This is a genomic window from Embleya scabrispora, assembly GCF_002024165.1.
Taxonomy (GTDB): Bacteria; Actinomycetota; Actinomycetes; order Streptomycetales; family Streptomycetaceae; genus Embleya; species Embleya scabrispora_A.
Genome location: NZ_MWQN01000001.1, coordinates 173,859 through 190,234, shown reverse-complemented (window position 1 = coordinate 190,234; position 16,376 = coordinate 173,859). Strand labels below are relative to the sequence as shown.

The 16,376-nt window shown below is 69.7% G+C and carries 13 protein-coding genes; 5 read left to right on the top strand and 8 right to left on the bottom strand.

The genetic code is table 11. The features are described from left to right. The first annotated feature begins 168 nt into the window (after positions 1 to 168). Both ctaD and B4N89_RS52940 read left to right on the top strand, forming a co-directional pair. On the top strand, positions 169 to 1,854 hold the full coding sequence (gene ctaD / locus B4N89_RS00875; protein WP_235618866.1) for a cytochrome c oxidase subunit I: 1,686 nt from the start codon (positions 169 to 171) through the stop codon (positions 1,852 to 1,854). 142 nt (positions 1,855 to 1,996) lie between these two features. Further along, positions 1,997 to 2,944 carry an MSMEG_6728 family protein gene (locus B4N89_RS52940; RefSeq protein WP_201260768.1) on the top strand — a complete coding sequence of 316 codons (948 nt, stop codon included), beginning with the start codon at positions 1,997 to 1,999 and terminating at the stop codon, positions 2,942 to 2,944. A 158-nt stretch (positions 2,945 to 3,102) separates the two neighbouring features. Here the strand turns inward: B4N89_RS52940 and B4N89_RS50605 are convergent, their stop codons facing one another. Beyond that, a complete protein-coding gene (locus B4N89_RS50605; protein ID WP_201261028.1) occupies positions 3,103 to 3,258 on the bottom strand; it encodes a hypothetical protein in 156 nt (51 codons plus the stop codon). Here B4N89_RS50605 and B4N89_RS51120 point away from each other — a divergent pair. Then, positions 3,251 to 6,223: a hypothetical protein gene (locus tag B4N89_RS51120; protein WP_235618415.1), complete on the top strand. Its 2,973-nt coding sequence runs from the start codon at positions 3,251 to 3,253 to the stop codon at positions 6,221 to 6,223. The two genes, B4N89_RS50605 and B4N89_RS51120, sit on opposite strands and share 8 nt — an antisense overlap. Before the next feature lie 121 nt (positions 6,224 to 6,344). On the opposite strand, the gene B4N89_RS00860 is transcribed toward B4N89_RS51120, so the two are convergent. Beyond that, on the bottom strand, positions 6,345 to 6,950 hold the full coding sequence (locus tag B4N89_RS00860; RefSeq protein ID WP_143657794.1) for a hypothetical protein: 606 nt from the start codon (positions 6,948 to 6,950) through the stop codon (positions 6,345 to 6,347). Positions 6,951 to 7,101: 151 nt separating this feature from the next. Here B4N89_RS00860 and B4N89_RS00855 point away from each other — a divergent pair, with 151 nt between their 5' ends. Continuing rightward, entirely contained in the window at positions 7,102 to 7,596 is a 495-nt protein-coding gene (locus B4N89_RS00855; protein ID WP_078973951.1) for a hemerythrin domain-containing protein, read from the top strand. Positions 7,597 to 7,773: 177 nt separating this feature from the next. On the opposite strand, the gene B4N89_RS00850 is transcribed toward B4N89_RS00855, so the two are convergent. The 4 genes from B4N89_RS00850 to B4N89_RS00835 all read right to left on the bottom strand — a co-directional run bounded on the left by B4N89_RS00850 (position 7,774) and on the right by B4N89_RS00835 (position 11,985). Then, positions 7,774 to 8,514 carry a class I SAM-dependent methyltransferase gene (locus tag B4N89_RS00850; RefSeq protein ID WP_078973950.1) on the bottom strand — a complete coding sequence of 247 codons (741 nt, stop codon included), beginning with the start codon at positions 8,512 to 8,514 and terminating at the stop codon, positions 7,774 to 7,776. Between the two features lie 280 nt (positions 8,515 to 8,794). Beyond that, positions 8,795 to 10,009 carry an NAD(P)/FAD-dependent oxidoreductase gene (locus B4N89_RS00845; RefSeq protein WP_078973949.1) on the bottom strand — a complete coding sequence of 405 codons (1,215 nt, stop codon included), beginning with the start codon at positions 10,007 to 10,009 and terminating at the stop codon, positions 8,795 to 8,797. Between the two features lie 86 nt (positions 10,010 to 10,095). Beyond that, on the bottom strand, positions 10,096 to 11,040 hold the full coding sequence (gene sigJ / locus B4N89_RS00840; protein WP_078973948.1) for an RNA polymerase sigma factor SigJ: 945 nt from the start codon (positions 11,038 to 11,040) through the stop codon (positions 10,096 to 10,098). A 135-nt stretch (positions 11,041 to 11,175) separates the two neighbouring features. Further along, positions 11,176 to 11,985 carry a sigma-70 family RNA polymerase sigma factor gene (locus tag B4N89_RS00835; protein ID WP_161500578.1) on the bottom strand — a complete coding sequence of 270 codons (810 nt, stop codon included), beginning with the start codon at positions 11,983 to 11,985 and terminating at the stop codon, positions 11,176 to 11,178. Between the two features lie 556 nt (positions 11,986 to 12,541). On the opposite strand from B4N89_RS00835, the gene B4N89_RS00830 reads away from it, so the two are divergent. After that, positions 12,542 to 13,159: an acetoacetate decarboxylase family protein gene (locus B4N89_RS00830; RefSeq protein WP_078973946.1), complete on the top strand. Its 618-nt coding sequence runs from the start codon at positions 12,542 to 12,544 to the stop codon at positions 13,157 to 13,159. Positions 13,160 to 13,258: 99 nt separating this feature from the next. Here B4N89_RS00830 and B4N89_RS00825 read toward each other — a convergent pair whose 3' ends face one another. After that, positions 13,259 to 13,741, bottom strand: a complete 483-nt coding sequence (locus tag B4N89_RS00825; protein WP_078973945.1) for a hypothetical protein — start codon at positions 13,739 to 13,741, stop codon at positions 13,259 to 13,261. Then, on the bottom strand, positions 13,738 to 16,206 hold the full coding sequence (locus B4N89_RS00820; RefSeq protein WP_078973944.1) for a molybdopterin oxidoreductase family protein: 2,469 nt from the start codon (positions 16,204 to 16,206) through the stop codon (positions 13,738 to 13,740). The genes B4N89_RS00825 and B4N89_RS00820 overlap by 4 nt, the downstream gene beginning before the upstream one ends. Positions 16,207 to 16,376: the final 170 nt, after the last annotated feature.

Below are 16,376 nucleotides of genomic sequence, written 5' to 3'. Positions count from 1 at the left end.
GTCCAGGGCCGTTCGGATGAACCCGGGCCCGTGGCCGTGTGTGGGGCCGGTTCGGGGGTACGTGGCGCGCGCTCACCGCGACGTCGTCCCGACGCGGCGGTCTTCGGCCGACAACCCCGATCCATGGAGTCGTACATGACCGATATCCGGGCGCTGAGCCCGAACGCCATGCCGGCGGCGACGGTTCCGCGCTCGGCGCGTCGAGGCACGATCGTGGTGAAGTGGATGACCACCACCGATCACAAGACGATCGGCAACCTCTACTTCGTCACCTCGTTTCTCTTCTTCCTCTTCGGCGGCGTGCTCGCGCTGGCAATCCGGCTCGAACTGGCCCGTCCCGGAACCCAGTTCCTGTCGAACGAGCAGTACAACCAGGCGTTCACCATGCACGGCGCGATCATGCTGCTGATGTTCGCCACGCCCCTGTTCGCCGGCTTCACGAACTGGATCATGCCGCTGCAGATCGGCGCGCCCGACGTGGCGTTCCCGCGGTTGAACATGCTCGCGTACTGGCTGTACCTGTTCGGCTCCCTGATCGCGGTCGCCGGCTTCGTCACTCCCCAGGGCGCCGCCGACTTCGGCTGGTTCGCCTATACCCCCCTCAGCGGAGTGGTGCGCTCGCCCTCGATCGGCGGTGACATGTGGATCATGGGGTTGGCCATGTCCGGCTTCGGCACCATCCTGGGCGCGGTCAACTTCATCACCACGATCATCTGCATGCGCACGCCCGGGATGACGATGTTCCGCCTGCCCATCTTCTGCTGGAACGTGCTGCTCACGTCGGTCCTGGTGATCATGGCTTTCCCGGTCCTGGCGGCGGCCCTGTTCGCCCTGGAGGCCGACCGCAAATTCGGCACCCACGTCTTCGACCCGGCCAACGGCGGCGCCCTGTTGTGGCAGCACCTGTTCTGGTTCTTCGGGCATCCCGAGGTCTACATCATCGCGCTGCCGTTCTTCGGCATCGTCACCGAGATCCTGCCCGTCTTCTCCCGCAACCCCGTGTTCGGCTACAAGGGTCTGATCGCCGCCACGATCGCCATCGCCGGCCTCTCGGTCACCGTGTGGGCCCACCACATGTTCCCCACCGGCGCCGTCACACTGCCGTTCTTCTCCTTCATGACCTTCCTGATCGCGGTGCCCACGGGCGTGAAGTTCTTCAACTGGATCGGCACCATGTGGCACGGGTCCCTCTCCTTCGAGACACCCATGCTGTGGTCCATCGGCTTCCTGGTCACCTTCCTGTTCGGCGGCCTCACCGGCGTCATCCTCGCCTCGCCCCCGCTCGACTTCCACGTCACCGACACCTACTTCGTCGTCGCCCACTTCCACTACGTCGTCTTCGGCACGGTCGTCTTCGCGATGTTCGCCGGATTCCACTTCTGGTGGCCCAAATTCACCGGGAAGATGCTCGACGAACGACTCGGCAAGATCCACTTCTGGACCCTGTTCGTCGGCTTCCACACCACCTTCCTCGTGCAACACTGGCTCGGCGCGGAAGGCATGCCCCGCCGCTACGCCGACTACCTCGACGCCGACGGCTTCACCGCGCTGCACACGATTTCCAGCATCGGCTCGTTCCTGCTCGGGCTGTCCACGCTGCCGTTCCTGTACAACGTGTGGAAGACCCACAGGTACGGCCGCACGGTGATCGTGGACGACCCATGGGGCTACGGCCGCTCCCTGGAGTGGGCCACCGCCTGCCCACCGCCGCGGCACAACTTCATCCGACAGCCCCGGGTGCGCTCGGAATCCCCGGCGTTCGACCTTCACCACCCCGAAATCGCGGTCATCGACGAAGCCGCCCAGCGGGGTACCGGAATCCTGGACGGAGCCGAGACCGAACTCGAGAAGTGACCACCGCGCGCGGGCTTCGGCCGGGGTCGTCCCGGCCGAAGCCGTCGAAGTGGTTCGGAGCGTGCGTCCACGGGCATCCGGTAGGCCATGGCAGTGCCGGGCCGGACGGCCGATCGGACTCGATCCGCACGAAGGAGCCGATGTGCAGACGTTCCTGCCCGACCCCGGCTTCGAGGCGACCGCGCGATCACTCGACGACCGCAGGCTCGGCAAGCAGCGGGTGGAGACCTTCCAGATCCTGCGGGCGCTGGTGTGGCCGACCTATGGTTGGAAGCATCATCCGGCGGTGGCGATGTGGCGAGGGTTCGTTCCCGCACTGGTCTGCTACGGCCTTGCGATGTGCTCCGAATGGACCCGCCGGGGGTTTCGGGACACGGTTGCCGCGCAACTGCTCGACTTCACCGCCGGTCGCGTCCCGCACCGGCCCCGTTTGTACCGTGACGGCATGCTCCCGCCGTGGTTGGGCGACGAAGCCCTGCACATCAGCCATCGCTCGAAACTGGTGGCCAAGGACGAGGAGTACTACCGGCGGCAATTCGGCCCGGATCTGCCTGCCGACCTGTCGTATGTGTGGCCCCTCCCGTGCTATCCACGGTGGCCGATGCCGGGCGGGGCGGCGACCGCGCTGGAGTGGGCCCCCGCGCTGCACGCGTTGAAGCGCGATCGGGCGACCGACCTGGAACAGGAGGCGTTCCGGGCGATCGCCGGGGGACGCGACTTCGAGGCCGAGGGATCGGGCACGGCGATGCGAGACCTCGCGCTGCTCGCGGGCCTGGGCCGGGCGGGGCCCACGCTGTGGTTCACGGGTGCCCCGCTTCCCGACGCGAACGCGGCCACGGACGGCACCCGTTCCTCCGTCCCCCGCGACATGGTGGCCGCCGAAACGTCGATCGCACGCACTCCGGACCCGGCCACGCGCCGCGCCGTGCAGGACGAGGCGACGGCGCCGGTACGAGTGCGTTTTCTGCGCCCCGGGCAGCCGATCCTCGCCCGATGGGGCAAACCGGGACTCCTCGTGGTGCAACACGATGCCGAGCCGGTTCGGGCCGGCCGCCTGCGGGGCGTGCCCAGGTTGCGACTGCGTCCGTGATCCCGTACGGATCGTGTCCGGGCGGGCGGTCGAAATCCGGTCTTTGACCCCGGCGCTGTCCGGGTACTGAATCCGGCCAAGTTCTGCAAAGTGTGCCTTTGTTCTGATCAGGATGTGTAGCTTTTCGAGCGATCCGGTGGGCGTCCTTCGCCGGCGGGTCAGGCGCTCCATGTTCTGGCGGCCATGTCGGCCTCTTCCTCGCTCCCTTCGCAGACGGGAACCGTGATGACCAACCCGAGCACCGGAACATCTGCCAACACCCCGGCAAGCACCACGACTTCGACGAGCACGACGCCGAAATTCGAAGTGGACAAGGCCATGCTCGACGGCGCGACGCCGAAGGACCTGCTTCCGACCACCGGCAACTACCCGGTGGAGATCGTTCGATACCGCTCGGTGGTGCTCACCGACATCCCCGGAGCCAAACCGGGGCGAAAGTTGACCGGCGCCATCGACCTCGGCGAGGAGAACCTGCCGTTCTACGACCGCCCGGCCGAGGGCATGATCGTCACGACGGAGCAGAGCTGGTCGGCCCAGGGCGTCACGCTCGGCCGGCTGCTGCACAGCCTCGCGCTCGCGCCCGGCGAGAGCACCAAGGTCGCGGTCGTGGACTGGCAGCGCACCACCAAGGCCACCGGCACCGAGGCGGCTTCCGAGGCCGAGTCCCTGTCCGGTACCACCGACCAGAACCGGTCGATCAGCGAAGTCGCGAACGCGATCGCCCGCGAGGAGCAGTTCGGCACGTCCCAGGCGTCCCACTCCAGCAAGTCGTCCAGCTCCGGCGGCAGCATCGGCGTCGCGATCTTCGGCATCGGCGGCGGCGGCAACTGGGGCGAGTCGTCGAACTCGGGATTCGCGACCGCGGTGTCGCGCTCGACCGGCGTGAAGTCGGTCGCGGAGGAGGCGACGCAGCGCATCAGCGCGCGGACGCAGCAACTGGCGACCTCGGCCCGCAGCCGGAACATGACGGTCGTGCGCGAGACGACGCAGTTGGAGAAGGAGCAGGTCCTCACCCGGGTCGTCACCAACTACAACCACATGCACGCGATGTCGGTGCAGTACTACGAGGTCGTTCAGGTCTACAACGTGACGACCAAGCCGACCAAGCTGGAACGTTGTCTGTTCATCCCGCTGCAGGAACTCAACTTCAACTACACCAGCCTGCAGCGGTACAAGGAGGTGCTCGCGTCGGTGGCGCCGGCCGACTGGGCGGCGAAGATCCGGGCCGCGAACCCGTTCGACACCGCCGTGCGCAAGCTCGACGCGTGTACGGCACCAGAGGCGCCGTCGACCGGCCAGGTCTTCGACGGGGTCGATCTGGTCGACATCGCCGCTTCGGCCATGGGTGTGTACGGGGTGCGCAGATACGACGGCAGCCCGGTCCGGTTCGATCCGGTGGGCCGGCAGTGGAATCCGCTGCCCACCAGCGGACTGAACGGCGACCTGGCCCGCATCGCACCGGGCAGGGACACCGTGTGGGCGCTCGGGACCGACAACATGCTCGTGCACTTCGACGGGACCGTCTGGCGAAACCACCCGCAGACCTGGCGGGCCACGTCCCTCGCATGCGGCCAGGACGGCACGCTCTACGTCGTCGGCATGGACAGCTCACTCGGCCGGCGTGCCGCGGACGGCACAATCGACAACATGGGCGTCCAGGCCGACGACGTCGCCGTCGTCGGCCGGGACAAGGTGTGGTACTGCCGAGACGGCCGGACCTTCGAGCGCGGCGGCACCGGCTGGACCGAGCGGACCCCGGCGCCGAACGTGAAGCGCCTGTCCGCCGGCCTCGACGGCACACTCTGGGGTGTCACCGCCGACGGCAAGGCCCTCGTGGTGGAGGCCGGTGCGACAACCTGGACCGCTCCCAAGTACTTCTCCGGAGTCCCCGGGATCCTGGATGTCGTCTCCTCCACCGGTGGGGACTACTGGGCGCTGTTGACCACCGGCCACGTCCTTCGGCTGCTCACCGCGGCGCGGGAGGCGCCGATACCCTTCGACGTCCCCTCGAAGGCCGACTCTCCCTACGCGTCCAAGATCGACGTCTGGCACGACGAGTTCGGAATCCGCAGCGTTCAGGTGGTCTTCCCCGGCCACACCTTCCGGTGCGGCGACACCGGCGGCTCCGGCGTGCAGCAGCGCGCGTCCCATACCTTCGCGGGCGGCGACAAGCTGCTCTCCGTCGACGCCTGGTTCGGTACCGCCGCCCGCGGCAGCCTCGCCGGGCTGCGCCTGACGATGACCTCGGGCGTGGCCAACTTCGGGATCGCCACGACCACCACCGTCGCGCCGGACCTGACCGCCGACGCCGGCGGCGCGGCCATCTGCGGGCTGTTCGGCTCCACGGTGAAGTCCGGCACCCGCACCTACCTCGCGTCGCTCGGTTTCCACGTGCGCGGCGGGAACGTACCGCAGGCGGTCCTGGACCACCTGAACGACAACCGCCGGCACTACAGCCAGGCCGTGTGGGCCAACGCCGACGAGTTGACGCTCAGCCGCATTCTCGCCAACTACTCCTACACACCGGCGGGTTCGAACGCCGCGCCGGTCCTGCTCGGCACGCTGCTCGACCCGAAGCCGATCGCCGCCACCGGCAACTACCTCGGGTTCCGCTGGAACTTCGGCAGCGAGCAGGAACGACAGGACTGGACCAAGGCCCGCCAGCCCGGTGACAACACGTTCGGGGCACCGGTGACCAACACCATCGCCATCGCCACCAAGGGCGTCTTCGCCGAGGCGGTACTCGGCCGGGCCAACTCGGCCGAGAAGATCGACCTCACCCGTTTCTGGAACTGGAAGGACTCGCCCATCCAGATCACCCCGGCCGACATCGCGCCGGTCTCCACCGGGACGCGAGCGAAGGACCCCGACACCACGGCGGCCGGCATGGGCGCCTCCCAGGCGAAGTTCACGCCGCTCGCGGCGATGCCCGACCCGGTTGCCCTGCAAGCGGCGCAGGCCATCACCACCGCGAACCTGTTCCGCGACATGAGCGGCCTCAACACCATGAGCCAGGTGCTCACGAAGGGCATCGAAGCCGCCGCCGGCAACGACAAGGCCGCCGGCGAACGTGCCCAGGAAGCCATGAAGACCGCCACCGAACACCTGCAGAAGATGGCCCGGATCGCGGTCGACGCCGCCGGCAAGGTGGCACCGGCCGTGACCGGCGGCGCCGGCAACCTGAGCGCACTCGGCGGCATGTTGAACCAGGGCGGCAAGGGCGGTGCCGACGGCAAGTCCGATGCGTCGTCCGACGGCGGGTCCACGACGAAGGCCTGATCACCGTGAGGGGCGGGTCCGGGCCGCGCCCGGACCCGCCCCTTCGGACGACCGGTGGGAGCGGGTGGCGTTACGGCCTCCACCGCGGTGTGTCCGGGATGGGCCGTGCCGCTCGTGTCGGTTACTTCCAGACGACGACGGCGTCCTTGTCCGGCACCCATTCGACCCTGGACGGGGCACCCTCTCCCGCGTTCGAGAGATAGATGGTGCAGCCCTGGTACGTCGTCCCCTTCGGCGCCTTCGCGAAGTCGTCGATGCTCATCTGCCCCTTGTCGGTGCACTTCTCGAAAGTACGAACATCGACGGACACCGGGTTCTTCGCATCGTCGGGATTCACCGAATGCTCGAAGGACGGAGCCACGTGCAGCGAGGTGAGCCGATGATCCCCGGCGGACACCACGAACTTCGTGCTGCTGTCGCCCTTGTCCCCGGTCTTGGTGAGGCGGTAGCGCAGGTAATACGGCGTCTTCCCGACGTACTTCGCGGGGTTCGCCAAAGTGGCGAGGTCGGCGTCGGAGCCCGCCTCCACCGCGACGACGGTGACGTCGATCTTTCCACCCTTGTCGGCGTCGACAGTCGCGGTCTCCCCGATCCTCACCTTCTTGGCCTCGTCCGAGTCGGAGCACCCGGCCAGGGCCAGTATCCCCACGACAGCAACCGCACCACGAGCAGCCCAGCGCTTCATCACACCCCCGAAAGCAAAACCGACACCGACACCGACCGGCACACCGCCGGGAGCATATCCACCCCCGGCGACAGCCTGCTCGGAAGCGATTCCGCCCCGGATTCGCCCCGCATGTGCCACGCCTCGGCGGGTAGTCCTGCGTTGTCTCAACGAGTGACCGGGATCAACCCGTCCGCAAGGTAAGGAACCCATCGTGGCCGTCAAGAGCGACGTCGTCGAACTGATTCTCGAAGACCATCGGCGGATGGAAGACCTCTTCCGGCGCATGCGCAGCGTCGAAGCCGACCGGGCCGCCGCCCTGGCCGAGTTCGCCGACCTGCTCATCGCGCACGGTCTCGCGGAGGAAGCCGAGGTCTACCCGGCGCTCAAGCGCTACAAGCACATCGACGACGAAGAAGTCGAACACGGCGAGGAGGAACACGAAGAAGGCAACAGGGCGCTTCTCGCCCTGCTCGAAGTCGACCGGGTCGGCTCGGACGAGTGGGACGAGAAGCTGGAGGAACTGGTCGAAAAGGTCACCCACCATGCCGACGAGGAGGAGCGCACCATCCTCAACGGCGCCCGGGAGAATGTCGCGATGGGCCGCCGCGAGGAACTGGGCACCGCGTTTGTCCGGGCCCGCGGCAAGTACCTCGAGGCCGACTGCGGAGCCATCGACAACGTCCGGTCGATCGTGGACGGCACGTAGGGAACGGGTGCGCCGCGCCGATGCTTCCGACCGCGGTGAAGGCGGCATGGACGACTCGCCCGACCTCCCGATCGAGGCCGGCACCGTCACGGACGGCCGGCACGGCACACGACCGGTTCTCGAGGTGGTCCTGACGGGCGGAGGTCGACGGCTGCGGGGCGGAGCCGCCCGCCCCGCTCAGCCGACCGACCGGGTGCCTTCGGCCACGGCGACCACGAACCATTCGGCAGGCAGCACGACGGGGCTGAGGTCCGGATGGCGCTCACTCATGACGAGGTCGGTCCGGCCCCGGTCGAGGATCTCCAGTCCGGCGCCGCGCAGCAGGTCGGGCAGTTCCCCCGGGGCGACCTCGGCCGGGCGCAGGTCGTGTTCGCGAACCCGGCGAAGCTTCTCCGGTGCCCCTCCGGGCCGTTCGGCGACCTTTTGGAGCACCTCCTTCGCAGCGGCGGTCGGCTCGACCACGAAGCCCCGTCCGCGCCTGCCGAGCAGCAGGGCGACGGCCGCCGCGACCGCTGCCCGGTCGGCCGGATCGCTCTGGTGGAGCACGGCCCGCAGGTAGACGTTCGCCTCGCCGAGCCGGTCGCGGAGCCCGCGCACGCCTGCCGGTTCGGTGAGATCCAGTTGTTCGAACTCGGCCACCGCGTCGCGGTCCGCCCGGCGGGCGTGTGCCACGGCCGACGGAGACAGGTCCACGCCCATCGCGCGGGGAAACCGCCCGGCCAGGTACCGGGTCTGGGTGCCGTTGCCGCAGCCGAGGTCGACGATCGGCAGGGTCGGATCGACGTGGGCCGCGAACAACTCGATGTGCGGAGCCGCCGTCAGCGCCGCGTCCGCGTCCCAGAACGCCTCGCCCGGCTCGCCCGTGTTCTCGGCCCAAAAGCCCTCCCAGGCGCGCATGTAGCGCTCCGACGTGCTCATCGGCAGGTCTCTCCCGTGTTCGTGGCAGGTGCGTACCGGCTTCCCTACCGACGCCCGCTCCGCCCCAAACTCCGCGACCGCATCCTTCACACCATGTTCGAGCCGCGCCGGCGACGGGCCTGTCCCACGGCGGTCGGCGCGCCGCCCGACGCGATGTGTACGAATGCGAGACCGAGCCGGCGTGCCGTCGGGGTGGGCCGTTCCGGAAGCCGGCCCGCCCCGCCACGATGGGGCAGCGTCGCGGAGCAGACATCCTGGGAGGCGGAGGCCTCGTGGTGGGTTATGCGGTGGCGGGTTCGGGGTGTGTTGTGGTGGGGGTTGTGACGCGGTGGCGGCGGGACGGCATGAGGTTGGTCGGGTGGCCGAGGCTCCATGTGGTGGCGGAGCAGATCATCTCCTTGAAGCGAGCGGCGTTTCGGCCGGTCATCGCCTTGGGCTTGGGCCGGTCGTCGGGGGTGACGTGCTGGACGATCGCGTCGTGGCGGCCGAGGCTGATGCACTGGAACCTGTAGCCGATCTCGGTCTGCGGGGCCTTGCGGCCGGTCAGGCGGGCGGCGAGGCCGTCGGCGGCGAGCCAGGCCATGGGGTTCGCCGCGGCGCAGGACATGCGCAGCGGCTTGCCGCCCGCGCCGATCGCGTAGGCGGCGTCGCCCACCGCGTAGACGTCGGGGTGGGAGACCGAGCGCAGCGTCGCGTCGACGACGATCCGACCGGTGTCGGTGACGTCGAGGGTGCCGGCGGCCGCGATCGGGTGTACGGCGAATCCGTTGGCCCACACGGTGATTCGGGCCGGGATCCTCTCGCCGGAGCGGGTCAGGACGTGGTCCTCCTCGACGGCGGTGACGTCGGTGTCCTCGTGGACCGTGATGCCGAACCGGGCGAACGCGCCGCGCAGATGGTGCCGGGCCTTCTCGCCCAGCCAGTCGCCCAGGCCTGCTCGGGTGGCGAGCGCGACGCGCAACGTCGGGTACGCCTCGGCGATTTCGGCGGCCGCCTCGATGCCGGTCAGGCCGCCGCCCACGATCAACACGGTGGTGTCGGGGGCCGCTTCGGCCAGGCGCGCTCGCAGGCGCAGTGCGCCCTGCCGGCCGGAGACGCTGTGGGCGTACTCGGCGACACCGGGGACCTCGCTCGCGGCGGCGGTGCTGCCGAGGGCGTACACGAGGGTGTCGTAGCCGAGGGACTCGGTGCCGTTCTCGTCGATGAGTTCGACGGTCTTGCGGTCCGCGTCGACGGAGGCGACCCGCGCTATGCGGACGCGCACGTCGGTGTTCGCGTAGATGTCCCGCAGGGGGCGACGGGGGAGGTCCTGGCCTGCGGCGAGTTGGTGCAGGCGGATACGTTCGACGAAGTCGGGTTCGGCGTTGACCAGGGTGATCTCGACGTCGTCGCCGTGCACGCGCTTGGCGAGGCGGCCGGCGGTGATGGCGCCCGCGTACCCCGCTCCGAGGACGACGACGCGGTGCTTGGTGCTGGTACGGCTGGTGCGGTTCATGGGGTGCTCCTGTCCGGCTCCGGTTGCTTGCACCTCCTGAACCGGACAGCCGCGCGATCCCTGACGGAATTCGAATGTGACCTGGGTCACCACTCCACGGCGAGCGGCGCGTGGGGGCCGGTGGCGGCCCATGTGCCGGTGATGTGCCGCAGCTTGTCGGGGTTGACCAGGACGTGGATGGCCGAGATGCCGTCCGGGGTCACATCGAGGGAGAGGATGCCGACGATCCGGCCGTCGACCTCGATCAGGACGGACGGGGCACCGTTGACGAGGTCGGCGTGGAAGGCGGGCGCGCCGCCGATGAGGGCCCGCTTGTGCTCGTTCGGCCGGAACAGTCCGCGTAGGTAGCGGGCGATGGCGAGCGCGCCGTGGACCGGCGTCCGGCGGGCCGCGATCCGGCCGCCGCCGTCGGGCACGGTGACCGCGTCGTCGGCGAGCAGGCGGATCAGCGGCTCGGTGTCGCCGCTGAGAGCCGCGGCCAGGAACTGTTCGACGATTCGCGCCGCGGTGACCGCGTCGACTTCGGTCCGGGTTCGCTCGGAGGCGACGTGTTGCCGGGCGCGCCGGTGGATCTGCTGGCAGTTCGACTCGGTGAGGTCGAGCATCTCGGCGATCTCGCGATGCGCGTACCCGAATGCCTCGCGCAGCACGTACACCACGCGCTCATTGGGCGACAGGCGCTCCATGAGGGTCAGGAGCGCGATGGACACCGACTCGCGCTGCTCGAACGTGTCGGCCGGACCCAGCATCGGGTCTCCCGCCAGGAGCGGCTCCGGGAGCCACTGGCCGATGTACGTCTCGCGCCGGGCGCGCGCCGATGTGAGCTGGTTGAGGCACAGGTTGGTCAGCACCTTCGTCAGCCATGCCACGGGCTTCTCGATGTGCGACCGGTCCGCCGCGTGCCACCGCAGATAGGTGTCCTGCACCGCGTCCTCGGCGTCGCCCGCGGACCCCAGGAGTCGGTAGGCGATGGCCTCCAACCGGCCCCTGGAGCTCTCGAACAGGTCGACCTCGTACGCACTGAGCGGCATGCCGCCATCTTCCGCCATGGCCCCGAGCCGCCCGCGACCGGCCTCCGTCCGGGGGCGGTGCCCCTTCGAACACCGGGGCGCTTTGCCGGCTGCGGGCCGTGTGAAGGACGCGGAGGGGGTGTACGGGTGTGCGGATCACGTGGTGGCGAGCATGCCCGCTCGCAGGGTGGTGAAGGCGCGCGTCAGCAGGCGGGAGACGTGCATCTGGGACAGGCCCAGCACGTCGCCGATCTCGGACTGGGTGAGGTCGTCCCAGAACCGCAGCTTGAGGACCCGCTGATCGCGCTCGCCGAGTCCGGCGATCAGCGGGCGCAGCGATTCGCGGTCGACGACCAGGTCGAGTCCGGGGTCGGGAGCGCCTCGTCGGTCGAGCCGCGAGCCGCGCTCGGCGCCGCGCTCGGTCTCGGGGGCGGGCGCGTCCAGGGAATCCGTCCGCAGCGCCGCGCCCGCCGCCAACCCGGTGCGGACCGTGTCCTCGTCGGTGTCGAGCCGGCGGGCGAGTTCGGCGTCGGTGGGTTGGCGGCCGAGCGTGGTGCCGAGGTCGTCGCGGGCGCGCACGAGACGCAGGTAGTGCTCCTGTTCGCCCCTGTTGACGTGGACGGCCCAGGTGTGGTCGCGGAAGTAGCGTTTGAGTTCGCCGGTGATGGTGGGGATGGCGTAGGAGAGGAATCCGGCGTCGGTGCTGCGTTCGGGGCGGTAGCCGTCGACGGCCTTGATCAGCCCGATCGCGGCGACCTGGCGCAGGTCTTCTCTCAGGTCGGCGCGGTGTGCGTAGCGGGTGCAGGCGCCGATGGCGAGGTTGAGATTGTCCTCGACGATCTCGTTGCGCAGCGCGGCGTGGGCGTGGGTGCCCGGCTCCAGGGTCGCGAGGCGGGTGAGGTCGGCGTCGGTCTTCGCGCGCAGACGGGCGAGGGCGTCGGGAGATTTGGTGTGAGGGGCGGTCATGGTGGAACGGGCCTCCGAACGGGGGTGCGTCGGACGCCGGGGGCCCTGGGTATGGGCGGGCGCTGCGGGCCCGGGGCGGGGCCGTGCACGGATCCCTTCCACATCGAGGCCCACCCACACCTTTGTTCGGGGGTGGATGGGCGGCGTCCGGCGCCACGCGACCGGCGGGAACGGGCCCATACACGTCGACACCCGGCAGGGCGCCGCCGTGTCACGTTGCCCGATCGACCGAGTGAACACAAGGGACAAGTCAAGGTAAACACAGACAAATCAGCAATTCTCGGCGACACGGCGCCCCGACCTCGGATCCTCGCGCTCGCATCCCGCGAGACACCTGGCCGTGGCCCTGCGCATCGATCGAGGTGCATGCCGAGCGGTGTGGGCGGTCCGCGCGACGCCTCGGGCTACGCCGATCGGGTCGTGGATCCGCCGCAGGCGCCGAGTCCGCGTGGGTGACGATGGCACGGTGGACGGGTACCGGTGACGGTGCTCGGCCCGCGTGTGTTGTTCGAGGGCGCGGGTTCGGCCGTCCATTCGTGATGAGAGGGGACTGCGCATGACGGTCCATCCCCCCGAGCCGTGGGAACTGCGCGGGCATCTCCACCTGTCGCTGTTCGCCGTTCCCAGGCGCAGGTTCTCCGCCGTTTTGCCGACGGGGATCCGGCCGGTCGTGATTGCGGGACGATACCCGGTCGGGGTGGCGTGGGTCGTCTACGAGCCCGGGGGTGTGCTCGCATACCGCGAACTCCTCGTCGTGTCGCCGGTGCGCGAAGGGCCGCGTCCGAGGGCCCACATCAGCGACATCTGGGTGGACCATCCCGTCGCCCGCGACGGTGGCCGCGCGCTGTGGGGCATCCCCAAGGAGATGGCCGGCATCGACATCCGGCGGGATACGAACGCACGGGTGAACGCGACGGCGAAAACCACACACCACATCGCCCGCGCCCGGTTCACCCCACGCATGCGGATACCCGGACGGTGGTCCCTCACCGGCCGCATCGTCCAGACCCTCGACGGCCGGCCCAAAACGAGCCGTGCCCGGATGCACGCCGACCTGTGGGTCGCCTCCGCCCGCTGGGATTTCCCGCCCGACGGCCCCTTGGCCTTCCTGTCCGGCCGTCGTCCCCTGATGTCGCTGTCGCTGTCCGATTTCCGCCTGCGCTTCGGCGGCTGACCGGCGGCTCTCGTCGCCGAAGGCGCGGCCGGCGGCAACTGCGGTGACCCGCACCGGCGTCGCCCGATGCCGCCCCGGCGGGGGTTCGCGCGGGTGGGGTCAGGTGACGAGGATCTGGGTGCAGGATTCCTCGAGTTTGGCGTTGGCCCAGCGCAGTTGCCGCAACGTGTCGGGGTGGCAGCGTTGGGCGAGGTCCAACAGTTCGGTGTCCCGGAGTGCCTGGGCGGCTTGGGCGATCATCACCCAGTCGACGGACACCCCGGACGCCTGGACGTGGATCCCGCGCAGGTCGCGCAGCATCAGCAGGCTCGCGTCGGTGTGCCGGCCGACCAACCCGCCCGCCTTCTCCCGGACCAGCTTCGACAGGGCGGGTTCGCCGGTGGGCCGCGGATCGAGATCGACGCCGAATCGGTCGCCGATGTCGGCAATGTCCCGGACGTGGCGCTGGGACCAGCGGGCCAGGTCGCGGCCGAGGTGGTGGATCTCGTGGTCGACGCGGTGGCGTTCGGACGCGCGCAGCAGCTCGTACGCCAACTTCTGCTCGTCGTGCTGGAGTTCGCGCAACACGAGGCCGATCCTCACGGCTGCCTCTCCTCGATTCCGGATTCGGGATCCTCCTCCGCCTCGGCCGCACGTCCTCCTCGGGTGGGGGCGACATCGGGCCCGACCGGAGCGCAGGCGCCGACGGTGGGGGCGGGGGCCGGGCCGGTGCCCCGCGCGATCCGACGCAGCGCGGCGGCGGCGGTTTTGAAGATCGGTTGTTTGGAGGCGGGATCCCAGTCGGTGGGGGTGAGTTCGTTGGCCGCCCGACCGCCGTCGGTGCCCGGTTCGGTGTGGGTCTCGGTGTCCCAGTAGCCGTAGTGGAACGGCAGGAAGATCACCCCCCGACGGATGTCGGTGACGCGTGCGGCGGCGCGAACGGTGCCGCGCGGCGTGCGGATCTCGACCGAGTCGCCTTCGTGGATGTCCTCGGCGGACGCGTCGTGAGGGGACAACTCCACCCAGACCCGGGGAGCGGCGTCCCGGAGTTGGGGCGCGCGGGCGGTCTTGGTGCGGGTGTGGAAGTGGTAGAGAGTGCGTCCGGTGATCAGCGAATACGGGTGGTCGTCGTCGGGTTGTTCGTGGGGCGGCAGGTATTCCGCCGCCTTGATCACCGCTTTCCCGGAAGGATTCAGGGCTCGGTATTCCACCGGCTCGACCGGCGCGCCCGTGCTCAGGTCGCGTCCGTAGCTTTCGCAGTCGTCCGGGGCGCTTCGGAACTCGCCGTTGACGTAGAGGCGTTCGGTGCCGTGCGGGTGTTCGTCGGTGCACGGCCACTGGACGCCGCCGCGCTCGCGGAGCATGGCGTAGTCGATGCCGGTGTAGTCGCACGGGCGGCCCCGGCTGCATTCCTTCCACGCCTCGAACGCCGACTCGGGATCGTGCCAGGTGATCAGGGGTCGCCCGTCCTTGTCGGCCAGTTCCAGGCGTCGGGCGTAGTCGAGGAAGATGTCGAGGTCGGGGCGCGCCGCTCCGGGCGGGTCGACGGCTTTCTCGGAGAGATGGACGGTGCGGTCGGCGTTGGTGAACGTGCCGGTCTTCTCGCCCCAGGTCGCGGCCGGCAGGACGACGTCGGCGAGGTCCGCGGTCTCGGTGAGGAAGAGGTCCTGCACCACAAGAAACAAGCGGTCCTGAGCCAACACCGATCGTACGCGCGCGAGTTCGGGCAGGGACACGGCGGGATTGGTGCCGCTGACCCACAGCAGCCGGATCGAGCCTTCCTCGACGTAGCGCAACATCTGCATCGCGTGGGTGGGCGGCGCGTAGTGCGGAATCCGTTGCGGCTCGACGTTCCACAGTCGCGCGAGATCGGCCACGTGCGCGTCGTTGGCCCAGTTGCGAAATCCCGGCAGATCGCCGTCGGCGCCGCATTCCCGGGTGTTCTGCGCGCTGGGTTGGCCGTTCATCTGCAGGACGCCGCATCCGGGCCTGCCGAGCATGCCTCGGACCAGGTGCAGGTTGTTCACCTGTACGGACGCCGCCGTGGCCTGGTGGGATTGGTAGAAGCCCTGCAAGACCGTGGACACCAGTCGGTCGGCGGTGCCGAGGATCTCGGCGGCGGAGCGGATGCGCTCCGCGGGGACATCGCAGATCCGCGCGACGAGTTCGGGCGGATACTCGGCGACGCGCTTTTCCAACTGGTCGAAGCCGACCGCGTGTGCGTCGAGGTAGTCGTGATCGATCCAGTCGTTGTCGAGTACCTCGTGCAGCAGCGCGTTCATCAGCGCGACGTTGGTGCCCGGGCGTGGCGCCAAGTGGACGGTGGCGGCGCGTGCGACCGGTGTGGGCCGGGGGTCGACGCACACGATGCGGGGCGCGTCGGGACCCGCCAGGCGATCCAGTACCCGCGCCCACAGCACGGTCTGGGTCTCGGCCATGTTGTGGCCGAACAGGGCGATCGTGTCGGCGTGGTCGATGTCGGTGTAGGAACCGGGCTGGCCGTCGCAGCCGAAGGACTCCTTCAGGGCGGCCGCCGCCGTGGCCGTGCACAACCGGGTGTTGCCGTCCAGGTGATTGGTGCCCAAGCCGCCGCGGGCGATCACACCGAGTGTGTAGTACTCCTCGGCGAAGAGTTGACCGGTGGTGTAGAAACCCAGCGCGCTGGGGCCCTGTTCGGCGAGAAGTTCGCGGGTGCGCCGAACGATCGTGTCCATCGCGGTGTCCCAGTCGCACTCCACCAGACGCCCGCCCGAGCGCACCAGCGGGCGGGTCAGCCGGTCGACCGAGCCGTTGGCCTGCCAGCCGAACAGATCCTTCGGCCCCAACCGTCCGTGGTTGACCCGGTCGCCGGCCCGCCCGCGCACCCCCACGATCCGGCCGTCCTTGACGGCGATGTCCATCGCGTCGCCGTTGGAGTGCAGGATCGAGGCGCTCGGCACCCAGCGGTCGACGCCGTCCGCGGTGACGCCCTCGGCGAGGAAGGAGTCGACGCGAGTCGGCCAGGTTTGCCCCGGCCCGTACGGAGTGCGGGCTCCCCACGGTTCGGCGATGCGATCCCTGCGTGTCACGTCTGCCTCCCTGGTGCCCGGCGCCGGGCATTCGGTCGCGACCCGACGAAGCGTCGCACCGGGGATTCGTCAACGGCGAACGCACTGCCGTTGCCCGGCCGGCCCGGCCCGAAACGCGTGGCCCGTACCGCCGTCCGGGGATTGCCGACGCTGCGCCGTCACGTCGACCC